Below are 9,362 nucleotides of genomic sequence, written 5' to 3'. Positions count from 1 at the left end.
ATATCCAGCGGCTAAGTGGGTAGCTCTTGGCGGATGAAATCAGCGGCGGCGCGCGGGTGAGCGGCCGCCACGAGGCCGACCAGGCGCTCGGAGGCAGCGGTGAGGTTGCCGGCACGCTGAGTGCGAATCTCGATGGCGGCGCCATCCTCTACTTGCGGCCATAAGTCGGCAAATATTCCGACGACCTGCTCGATGGCTGCTGTCACGTCTCCATCGGCGTTCCCGTCGAAGTCGGCGGCATCCACCAGCACTTCGAAATTGATGTCGTTGTCGGTCAGAGGCTCCGGCGCATCGGCCGGCACCAGGCTGCGGTCGCCTCCCTCTTGTTCGGCAAGGAAGAGCCGGTACTTGGCTGCGTAGACATAGAGGTCGAGCGCGGTGTCGAGGATCGTCTCCCCGGTCAGCTCTTCGCCGGTCTTGGCAAAGTTCTCCAGGCGATCGACCTTCCGGGCGATGTTAGGCACCACGCTCACCCGCTCCCCGCGCCGCTTCCAGGCCCCCCCATAGCTGCTGTTCTTCCGCGCGTGCAGCCGCTTCAACGCCGCCTTCAGCCCAGCCGTATCCGCCTTCTGACCGGTGCGGCAGGCCGCGAAAAAGGCGTAGATTCTAGGCTGAGGGATGCCCTGCAGTAGCTCGGGCCGTGTCCGCCCGAAGAACTCGTACGCCGCCGCCGTGAAGTCGTTCTCGGGCAGCCGCGCCAGCTCCTCCGCCAGGCGATCTGGAGACCACCGCTGTGCTCCCCACTTCAGTCTCAGCAGCTGGAGTGTGCCCGCGAGGAAGGGATCGGACATGGCAAGGTTCTCGCCAAGTTCCGCGTCGGGATCGGCGCGCACGGCCGTTTCTTGAGCGAACCAATCGGCTAGCGCCGCCTCGAAGTCCGCCCAAGCGGTCTGGAAAGCGGGTGGCGCTATGCCGAAATCGTAGGGGCTCACACCGAAGAAGCGTTCGGTGATCTGCTGCGCGCGGTCGAAGTGCCGGCGATATAGGTGGTAGGAGGTGGCGAAAAAGGTGGCCTCGCCAACCTCACTGTCCAACCAAAAGGCTAGCATCTCCTGCAGCACGCTCCACTCGAAGGCGTTCACGCCCGAGAAGCCCCACATGGCGTCGTTGCTGCGGATGGCGACGTTCATGTGTAGCCGGCCGTCTCTGATAATCCAGCTGAGCCAGTTGTTGCAGGGGACGTCGTTGCTTTCAACGAAGTCGCGGGCGGGATCGAAGATCACCCCGACCGCCCGGCGGCTGGCGCGATCGGCGATCAGGAGCTGTCTCCATGCATCGATCTGATCGACCCCGCCGGGCCATGATCGCAGCCGCGGACCGTACGCACTGCGCCAGGTCGCCCCGCCGTCGTCAGAGAAGTCGGGCGCGCGTTCAAGGTAGCGGGTCAGCCACGGAAGGTCGTCGCGCCCGGCGATGACCCACATCGTCTCAGCGATCTGGGCGAAGATGTCGTTACGGCGGCCCGGCAGAAAGACGCAGCGCTCGCGCGGCCGCTCCAGGGCTGTCACCCGATTGCGCAGTTCACGGGTTTCGTGACCACGCACTGTGACCACCGCGCCATCGTCCAGCACGACCCTGAAGCTCTCGGCCGTGGCGAAGCTGATATTCCGGTACGGCCGCACCATTACTTCTGGTCTCATCCCCGTGGCGCTACAATCAACGCGGGATTCTGAAGGAGCCGCAAGCTGGCTGGACGGGGTTCGGCGACGCGGATAGAACAGGTCGTGAACAATGGGCGTTGGGGAGTCGGCAAATGGCCGCTGCGCTGAGGAAGGTCTATGTCGTTCCGGTTGCCGGTCGCGAGCCTGAGATCGAGCAGATCAAGAAGCTGGTCCGTGCGGGGGGCGGAGAGGTCGTCTGCGACAAGGATCCAGTCGACCAGTTTGAGCACTGCGTCGAGGAAGCCGACGTCGTCGTGATCCTGATCTGCCCGGAAACCATCGGCGACAAGGTTATCGTGGAGATCGCCGAGCTGGCACGCAAGCTTGGCAAGAGAGTTATCGCGGTGTGGTCGGGCGCCGCCACGGGCGACACGCTGCCCATTCCGATTCATCAGTACGGTGAGGGGGCCGTTCGCGTCGACGCCGCTGAAATCGAAGGCGCTATTTGCCGCGACGAGACCATCTGGAACAACCCGGATGGCAAGCCGCGCAAGGCGCCGCCGACGCCGCGGCACAAAGGACACTAGGGGGCCTGTCGGTGACGCTGTTTTCGTACGTAGTGCGATGGGATCACGGGTTCGCGCCGAATCCGTTTTTTAACGTGTGCTCGTTGGCCACGTGCAAGCCGCACATCAGGCGAAAGGCGAAGAAGGGCGACTGGGTGCTTGGCACAGGATCGGCAAAGCGAGGCTTAGACGGCAAGGCGATCTTCGTCATGGAGGTCGAGGACATCCTGACCTTCAACGACTACTGGGAAGACGCCGAGTTCAAGCGCAAGCGCCCCGTCATGAACGGCAGCTTGCAGCAGCGCTTCGGCGACAACATCTACTCGCGCCTGACACAGGATGGGCCCTTCCAGCAGGCCCTCTCGCGGCACAGCTGGTCTGACGAGGCTAATGAGCGAAACCTCAACCGCGACACGAGTGTGGATCGTGTCCTCGTCGGGCGGAACTTCACCTATTGGGGCGCCCAGGCGCCGACCCTGCCAGCCGGCTTCAAGGACTTCATCATCAGCCGTCCCGGCTGGAAGGATGACTTCGCGGCCCAGGACGTGAAGAAGCTCCTCGATTGGGTCGAGAACAAGGGTGACGAGGGTCAGGTCGGGCTGCCGGTCGAGTGGCGCTACGAGCGCTATTGGCGGGAGCCGGCGAAGGACTAGCGCTGTGGGCAGGGAGTGGCATGGTCGCGTTTCGAGGCGGCACTACCTCCGCGCCAGTGATCGACGACGGCGATGTCTCTACCTCGGAGAGCAAGCAGGTCCGCTCATAGCGCTGCCGAGACGTAGTAATCGTGGGGGCGTGGCCGGCGCGGCGCGATGACGCCAACGAGATTATGCGGAGGAGGGTGCTGTTCACGTGAGGCGTCGGTGATCCGTCCGTGGCGGGAGGATAGCGCTCCCGCAAAGACGGCGCGGGCTGCTAGATCGGGCCGTGATCCCCTTCATACTTCGCGAGCAGGAGACCGAGCGCTTCGAACCGCTGGGCGGCCTCGGTGCCGGGCTCCGGCTCGTTCTCGAAATAGCTGTCGTACTCTCGCAGGGCGGTCTCGAAATCCGCCGCGCTGCGGATGGGGCGCAGGGTTCTGTCCAAACTCATCTCGACTTCCTCAAGGAGGGCAGATCGGGGGAGGCGTCTAGCGGTCACGGCCGCCTTGCTCGCCCCGCGTTGCGGAGCTCAACTCCCGAGCAGCCCGCCGGCGCGCGCCGATCGCGTGCAGGTCCTGCGGCCGGATATGGGTGTAGCGCTGGAGCATTTTCCAGTCCTTGTGACCCGTGACCAGCGACACTTCAGGAATCTCGTACTCGGCCTCGAATAGTCGGCTCGTAGCCTCGTGCCGGAGATCGTGGAAGTGCAGGTCGTCGATCCGTAGTTGATGGCAAGCCCTACGGAACGCCGTTCCGACGGATCGGCTGTTGTACGGGAAGATGCGTCCTCTCCGGTGGCCAAGGTGCTTGGCCTGGTCCTCGACGAGCGCCCAGGCGTCATAGCTGCTGACATCGAGCAGCGGGATGTTCTGATGGTTGCCGCGCTTGTGCCGTGGATCCTTGCGGTCGCGGATCAGCAGCATCTTGTGCCGCTCGTCGAGGTCTTCCCAAAGGACGCGGCAGATCTCTTCCTGGCGCATGGCCGTGGCGATCGCGAACTTGATGATGCGCCCCATCGGGATCGTCGAGCTGTTCAGTCCGCGGAAGTGTTCGACCAGTCGTTCGATCTCCCGATCGGACGGCCGCCGGTCGCGCTCTTCGCCCTTGCCTACGAGGCCGAGCATACGCAGCGCGATGCGCGCGAGGTCGACTGGCTCTGGCGAAAAGGGCAGGCCGTGGACGGCGGCGCCATAGGCGAGCAACGTGCGGACGTAGCCAAGATCGATGCTCAAGGTCATGCGGCCGGCGCCCTCCTTGGCGCGCGCCTTGCCGAAGTCGATCAGCGTTTCCCGGTCCAGGTCGGCGAGGCGGATCCTGCCAAGCCGTCGCTTGAGGAACTCCATGCTGTAGCTCTTCGACCGGCCGGGCGCCTTGCCGACGCTCCTCATGTCGCTGACATGCAGATCGATGAGGTCGCCGAAGGTCTGGATGCCCTCCAGCTTGCGCGGAACGGGCTTGCGCCCCACGTCCAGGTCGCGTTCAACGCGGCGCGCCCAGGCTTCCGCGTCCTTGCGAAGGCTGAACGTCTCGCTCAGATAGCGACCCTTGCGGCGGACTTGGACGCGCCAGCGGCCGGATTTCTGTTTTAGGATGGTGGCCATTCTTTTGCGTGCGAAACCGGTGCAGGGAGATGTCGAACGGTGGCGAAAAGGGTCGCGGAACGTCGCAAAATCGCGGCCCCGATCGTTGAGTCTGGATGTTGAAATATAACGAGAAGTCATTGAAAAATCAACATCATTTACTTAGTATAGCACCTATGATGGACTGGACCGACCGGCATTTCCGGGCGTTCCATCGGGTGCTGTCGCGGCGAGCGCTGCTCTATACCGAGATGGTGACCACCGGGGCGGTGCTGCACGGAGATCGCGCGCGGCTGCTGGGCTACGATCCGGTCGAGCATCCGGTGGCGCTGCAGCTGGGCGGGTCGGACCCTAGGGATTTGGCCGCTTCCGCGAAGATCGGCGAGGACCTGGGCTACGACGAGATCAACCTCAACGTCGGCTGTCCGTCCGACCGGGTGCAGAGCGGCCGGTTCGGCGCCTGCCTGATGCGCGAGCCCGAGCTGGTGGCCGAATGCATGGCGGCGATCATCGACGCCGTGAAGATTCCGTCGACCGTGAAGTGCCGCATCGGCGTCGACGACCAGGACCCCGAGGAGAGCCTGTTCCGGCTGGTCGACCTGTCGGCCAAGGCGGGGGTGAGCCTGTTCGTGGTCCACGCCCGCAAGGCGTGGCTGCAGGGCCTGTCGCCGAAGGAGAACCGGGACATCCCGCCGCTCGACTATCCGCTGGTCTATCGGCTCAAGCGCGAGCGTCCGGACCTGACCATCGTGATCAACGGCGGCGTGCCGTCGCTGGACGCGGCGGAGGAGCACCTGGGCCATGTCGACGGGGTGATGCTGGGACGCGCGGCCTACCACGAGCCGGCGCTGCTGGCGCAGGCCGACCGGCGGGTGTTCGGCGAGGCGGTGGAGGACGTCGACCTGTTCGAGGCGGTCGAACGCTACAAGCCCTACGTCGCCGCGCGGCTGGCGGAGGGGTGGCATCTGTCGGGGATGACCCGGCACATGCTGGGCCTGTTCCACGGCCGTCCCGGCGCTCGCGCCTGGCGCCGGATCCTTACCGTCGAGAGCGTGAAGTCCGGCGCCGGGTTGGAGGTGATCGACGCGGCGTTGGCTGCGGTGGCCGGGGCCAAGCAGGGACATGATCGCGCAGCGTTCGCGTCCCCCGAGATGGTCTAGGGAAGCGGGGACACGCACCCTTTGGGAGCATGTCCCCGGAGCGGCTATTTCGCCGCTTCGGCCGCCTCGATCCGCCTGGCGATGCCGGTCGACAGCGACGGGTGATAGGTCCCGCGCGCCTCGGCGAAGTAGCGCTTGGCCAGGGGCAGGCCCCAGTCCTTGTCCTTGATCAGCCCGTTGTAGAGCGGATTCACGAACAGGCCGCGGCCGACGCCGGTCAGGAACTGCTCGAGCGAGGCCAGGCCGGGCTCGTAGCGGTTGGCGACGACCAGCTGGAGCCAGGCCGCGCGGACGTAGGCGTTGGTCGATTGCGACAGCGCGAAGGCGCCGTCCAGGTCGGCCATCTGGGTCGGGGTCAGCTTGCGCGGCAGGTTGTTCAGGAACCGCTGCCACTCCTGCGTCGTCCAGGCCTTGGCGGGGATCGACGAGGCCGGCGCGCCGGCGACGAAGGCCGCGACCTGGCGGTCGACCTCCAGCAGGGCCGGGGAGGCCTTGTGGTAGGCGTTCGACGGAATGCCCGGCTTGTAGACCCACTCGTCGAGCTGGAGCCTGGCCTCCAGCGCGCTGTCGCCCTTCACCAGATGCTCGCGCAGATCGGCGAGGAAACGGGCCGTGGTCTGGGGCTGGAAGGCGTAGCGGTCGAAGTAGCCGCGCAGCCAGGCGTCCCAGCGCTCGCGGCCGACGGCGTGCTCCAGCGTACGCAGGAAGGCCTCGCCCTTGATGTACTCCACCGAGGTGGCCGAACCCTGCAGGGTCAGCTGCTCCGGCTTGCGCTCCTTCATGGCGCGCTGCAGTTCGTCCCAGCTGAGATCGGCCTCGATCTCGGCGCGGGCGGGGCCGTAGAGCTCCTCCATCAGCCGGTTCTCGACGTAGCTGGTGAAGCCCTCGTTCAGCCAGATGTCGTTCCAGGTGGCGTTGGTCACCAGGTTGCCCGACCAGCTGTGCGCCAGCTCGTGGGCGACCAGCCCGACGTTGGCCTTGTCGCCGGTGATGAAGGTCGGGGTCAGGAAGGTGAGGGTGGTGTTCTCCATCCCGCCGTACGGGAAGGCCGGCGGCAGGACCAGCACGTCGTACCGGCCCCAGCGGTAGGGGCCGTAGAGCCGCTCGGCGGCCTCGACCATCTTCTCGGTGTCGGTGAGTTCGGCGGCGGCGCGGTCCATCATCGCCGGCTCGGTGTAGACGCCGGTGCGGGCGCCGAGCGGCTTGAAGGCTAGGTCGCCGACGGCGATGGCGATCAGATAGGGCGCGGTCGGGTGCTCCATGCGGAAGCGGTAGGCGCGCTTGCCGGGGCCGGCGGGCTCGCCTTCGGGCGTCAGGCGCAAGCCGCTCATCACCGCGGTCAGGCCTTCCGGCACCACGATGCGGGCCGACCAGGTCTGGCGCACGCCGGGGCTGTCCTGGGTCGGGATCCAGCTCCGGTTCAGGATCGCCTGGCCCTGGCTGTAGAGGAACGGCTTGGTCTTGCCGGCGGTCAGCTCGGCCGGCAGCCACTGCAGCGCCAGGGGATCGGGGCCCGTGCGGTAGGTGATCACCACCCGCTTCGCGCCGTTCAGGGTGATGGTCAGCGGCGCGCCCTTCTCGCCATCCGGGTCGTCCTTGCCCAGGCTCCAGGGCAGGGCGCGGCCCTTGCCGTCGGTCACCTTCTCGATCTTCAGGCCCAGGGCGTCGAGCACGACGGCCTTGGCGCCGGGCGCGGCCAGGACGTCCAGGGCGGCCGTGCCGGAGACGCCCTTGCTCGCGAAGTCGATGGCCAGATCCAGGTCGACGTTGGTCACCCGCGCGACGCGGGGCTGGGCGTAGGACCGGTCGTCGACCGAGTCCGGCGTGGTCAGGATCTGGGCGACCTCGGCGCGGGCGTGGGCCAGCGCCGGAACGGCCGAAACGAGGGCGGATGCGACGAGCAGGGCCCGGACGAAAGGCGTCATGCGGATGAGGCTCCGAATGGGAATGAGATTGACGCTTCCATGCGGGTTTCCGGAGCGGAGGGCAACGGGGCGTTGCGTGGTTCGAGACGCGGACCGGAGGGGCCGCTCCTCACCATGACGCCCTCAGCATTCGTCATAGTGAGGAGCGAGCTTCAAGCGAGCGTCTCGAACCACGCACGGCGGCGCCGTCTTGGGGGCATGCTCCCGCAGGGTGCGTGTCCCCTCGCTCCGGAACACGGGGACACGCACCGCTTCGCGGAGCATGTCCCCGTCGCTAGCGCCGCGCCGTGATCCCGACGGTGATCGCGTCCCGGGTCGCCCCGTCCAGGTAGCGGCCGGCGAGCAGGTCCAGGTCGACGGTCCCGCCGCCGGGCGTCCAGCGCAGGCCAAGCTGGGCGCCGGTCCGGCCGTCGTCGTGACCGAAGGCCTCGGCCATCGCCGACCAGCCCGGAGCGAGGTCGACTTCGACCTGGGCCCCGTAGAAGGCCTGATGGCTCCGCTCGCCCGTCCGGCTGTAGTGCCAGCCGGCGTTGAGGTTGAGCCGAGTCCCCTCGCCGAGTGCGACGGAGACCGGCGCCAGCAGGGCGGCGGACTCCAGCCGCCCGCTGTCGGCGCTCCAGCTTCCCGAGGCGATGATCCCCAGGCCCAGGCCGCTCTCCAGCGGCCGAAGGTTCAGCTTCACGGCCGGACCGAAGGTCGTGTCGTCCGCGCCGCCGGACCGGGCGACCGTGGCTGACGCGCCCAGCTCGACGCGGGGCCAAGCCGTACGCGTGCAGGCCGGGGCCAGGGTCACGGAGCCGTCGCCGGCGCCGTGACCCGTGACCCAGGTCTCCAGGTGGCAGACGCCGGGCGTTTCCACCCCGGCGTCGTCGACCACATGCGCTCCACCGGCGGCCCGGGCCTCGTTCGCCATCGCGGCGAGGCCCAGCAGCAACGCCGCCGCCCTCACCGAAGCCAGCCCTTCTGCTTGATGTAGACCAGCGGCAGCAGGGCCGCGAGGAGGGTCAGGATGATGGTCATCGGAAAGCCGTGCTTCCACGCCAGCTCCGGCATGACCGCGAAGTTCATGCCGTAGAAGGTCGCCACCAGGGTCGGCGGCAGGAACACCGCGGTGATGATGGTGAACACCTTCACGATCTGGTTCTGCTTGACGTTCAGCGAGGTCATCACCGCGTTCTGCAGGTAGCGCAGCTTGTCGTGCTCGAAACCGGCGTGCTCCTTCACGCTCTGGATGTCCGAGATCAGCGTCTCGATCGATAGGCGGAGGTCCGCATTCGAGCCCCCAACCTCGTTGCGCAGGTAGCGCGCGGCGCGTTCCAGCAGCAGCTGGCCTTCCTGCATGCGCGAGATCAGGTCCTCGTTCTCGTTGAGCTGGCTCATCGCTCCGGCGATGTCGCCGACGCCCAGCTCGCGGCCCTTCTCATCGGTTCCGTCCATGATCTCGGTGATCGGCCCGGTCATGGCGTCCAGCGCGTTGCTGGCCAGTTCGACGATCTGGTGGGCGGCCGAGTTCATGGCCGAGAGCAGGGCGTACATGACGCCGTGCGCGGTCCGGATCAGCTCCGGCCGGCGTTGCAGGGTGGCCAGGGCGCGGTCGAACGGCGGGAAGCCGTCGTCCGGTTCGAGCGTCACCAGGATGGTGTCGCCGATCGCGAAATAGACGGTGTCCTGATGGATGTGGTCGCCCCGGCGGACCAGGGGCGAGACCGGCAGATAGATGAAGGCGTCGTCCTCTTCGTAGCCCTCGGACGGGGCGGGGAAGCGGCAGCCCAGGGCGTCGAGCGTCTCGCGCCGCGCGGCGAGATCGCCCTGCCGCAGGCGAAGCCAGACGCGGTCGAGGATGCCGGCGTCGAACGGGGTCTTGGCGATGGCGGTGATCATGGGCGCCTCCG

The 9,362-nt window shown here is 67.0% G+C and carries 9 protein-coding genes; 3 read left to right on the top strand and 6 right to left on the bottom strand.

Annotation, left to right across the window (positions count from 1 at the left end):
• Window positions 1–11: 11 nt before the first annotated feature.
• Window positions 12–1,625 carry a thymidylate synthase gene (locus CSW64_RS15375; RefSeq protein ID WP_172448590.1) on the bottom strand — a complete coding sequence of 538 codons (1,614 nt, stop codon included), beginning with the start codon at window positions 1,623–1,625 and terminating at the stop codon, window positions 12–14.
• Between the two features lie 128 nt (window positions 1,626–1,753).
• On the opposite strand from CSW64_RS15375, the gene CSW64_RS15370 reads away from it, so the two are divergent.
• Entirely contained in the window at window positions 1,754–2,188 is a 435-nt protein-coding gene (locus CSW64_RS15370; protein ID WP_099622921.1) for a BRCT domain-containing protein, read from the top strand.
• A gap of 11 nt (window positions 2,189–2,199) precedes the next feature.
• Complete coding sequence (locus CSW64_RS15365; protein ID WP_150131429.1) at window positions 2,200–2,820, top strand: Nmad2 family putative nucleotide modification protein; 621 nt, start codon at window positions 2,200–2,202, stop codon at window positions 2,818–2,820.
• Between the two features lie 259 nt (window positions 2,821–3,079).
• Here CSW64_RS15365 and CSW64_RS22085 read toward each other — a convergent pair whose 3' ends face one another.
• Both CSW64_RS22085 and CSW64_RS15360 read right to left on the bottom strand, forming a co-directional pair.
• Window positions 3,080–3,256, bottom strand: a complete 177-nt coding sequence (locus CSW64_RS22085) for a hypothetical protein (RefSeq protein ID WP_172448589.1) — start codon at window positions 3,254–3,256, stop codon at window positions 3,080–3,082.
• 37 nt (window positions 3,257–3,293) lie between these two features.
• On the bottom strand, window positions 3,294–4,406 hold the full coding sequence (locus tag CSW64_RS15360) for a site-specific integrase (RefSeq protein WP_099622919.1): 1,113 nt from the start codon (window positions 4,404–4,406) through the stop codon (window positions 3,294–3,296).
• A gap of 95 nt (window positions 4,407–4,501) precedes the next feature.
• On the opposite strand from CSW64_RS15360, the gene dusA reads away from it, so the two are divergent.
• The gene (dusA, locus tag CSW64_RS15355; RefSeq protein WP_099622918.1) at window positions 4,502–5,545 is read left to right on the top strand and encodes a tRNA dihydrouridine(20/20a) synthase DusA; all 1,044 of its coding nucleotides are present in this window, start codon (window positions 4,502–4,504) and stop codon (window positions 5,543–5,545) included.
• Between the two features lie 44 nt (window positions 5,546–5,589).
• On the opposite strand, the gene CSW64_RS15350 is transcribed toward dusA, so the two are convergent.
• The 3 genes from CSW64_RS15350 to CSW64_RS15340 form a co-directional block, all read right to left on the bottom strand.
• Complete coding sequence (locus CSW64_RS15350) at window positions 5,590–7,470, bottom strand: M1 family metallopeptidase (RefSeq protein ID WP_099622917.1); 1,881 nt, start codon at window positions 7,468–7,470, stop codon at window positions 5,590–5,592.
• A gap of 274 nt (window positions 7,471–7,744) precedes the next feature.
• The gene (locus CSW64_RS15345) at window positions 7,745–8,419 is read right to left on the bottom strand and encodes a hypothetical protein (RefSeq protein ID WP_245863726.1); all 675 of its coding nucleotides are present in this window, start codon (window positions 8,417–8,419) and stop codon (window positions 7,745–7,747) included.
• Window positions 8,416–9,351 (bottom strand): CorA family divalent cation transporter, encoded by a 936-nt coding sequence (locus tag CSW64_RS15340; RefSeq protein WP_099622916.1) that lies wholly within the window; start codon window positions 9,349–9,351, stop codon window positions 8,416–8,418. The genes CSW64_RS15345 and CSW64_RS15340 overlap by 4 nt, the downstream gene beginning before the upstream one ends.
• Window positions 9,352–9,362 lie beyond the last annotated feature (11 nt).

It is taken from the genome of Caulobacter mirabilis (assembly GCF_002749615.1).
GTDB classification, from domain to species: Bacteria; Pseudomonadota; Alphaproteobacteria; order Caulobacterales; family Caulobacteraceae; genus Caulobacter; species Caulobacter mirabilis.
The sequence above is the reverse complement of the archived record's forward strand: the minus strand, read 5'-3'. Positions and strand labels throughout refer to the sequence as shown.